Below are 1,077 nucleotides of genomic sequence, written 5' to 3' on the forward strand. Positions count from 1 at the left end.
GATGCAATTCGCACTGAAATCAAATCCGCCGGCTTAGGTAATCTCAATCTAGAACTTCCTGTAGAAAACTTTAGCGATAGCAACTGGCATATGTTCCAGGTCGTACTACCTCTCGAACAACTGAATGTGGATCGCGCGCAGGTAATGACTGAACTCAAAGATCTAGGTATTGGTACAGGCGTTCATTACCCCATCATTACTGGATTTACGCTTTACCAAAAGCTAGGTTACCAAGTTGATGCCACCCCTAATGCGCAGCGTATTGGTCGCTCGATCTTGACCCTTCCCCTCTTCCCGGGAATGGCCGATGAAGATATTGGCCGTATAGCTAGCGCTTTAGTGGGAATTTTGAAGAAACACCGCAAAAACTAATATCGAGAACGGAATCAGGCAAAATTGCAGCATGACTGCTAATTTAGCTACCCAAACCTGCAATCCCTCGCTCAGCGTTGTTATTCCCGTCTACAACGAGGAAGACGGTCTTCAAGCACTCTTTGATCGTTTATACCCTGCACTAGATGCTATGGCTAGCAAGCGCAACATTGCTTATGAAGTAGTGTTTGTAAATGATGGCAGCAAAGATCGCTCTGCCGGCATCCTGGCTAAGCAAGTTGAATTGCGTTCTGATGTCACTCGGGCGGTTTTATTTCATAGTAACTTTGGTCAACACATGGCCATCATGGCTGGCTTTGAATACTCCCGCGGTGAATACATCATCACGCTAGATGCAGATTTACAGAATCCCCCCGAAGAAATTGATGCCTTAGTAAATGAATTGCTCAAGGGTCATGACTACGTTGGTACGATTCGTGCGAATCGTCGAGATAGCTTCTTTAGAAAATTTGCTTCCCGTGCCATGAATCATTTACGCGAGAAAATTACTCGCATCACGATGACAGATCAAGGTTGCATGTTGCGCGGCTATAGCCGTCGTATTGTTGATCTTGTTCGTCAGTGTGACGAGAGCAATACATTTATTCCAGCGCTGGCCTATACCTTCGCCTCCAATCCAACTGAAATCAGCGTTAAACACGAAGAGCGTTTTGCTGGTGAATCTAAATATAGCCTCTATCAGCT

The 1,077-nt window shown here is 45.5% G+C and carries 2 protein-coding genes; both read left to right on the top strand.

Annotated elements, in window-relative coordinates:
- Positions 1 to 372: DegT/DnrJ/EryC1/StrS family aminotransferase (locus tag B7X71_RS17585; protein WP_293601694.1), on the top strand; the 372-nt coding region annotated here is incomplete at its 5' end.
- 31 nt (positions 373 to 403) lie between these two features.
- Positions 404 to 1,077: glycosyltransferase (locus tag B7X71_RS17590; RefSeq protein ID WP_293601695.1), on the top strand; the 674-nt coding region annotated here is incomplete at its 3' end.

The organism is Polynucleobacter sp. 39-46-10 (genome assembly GCF_002282275.1).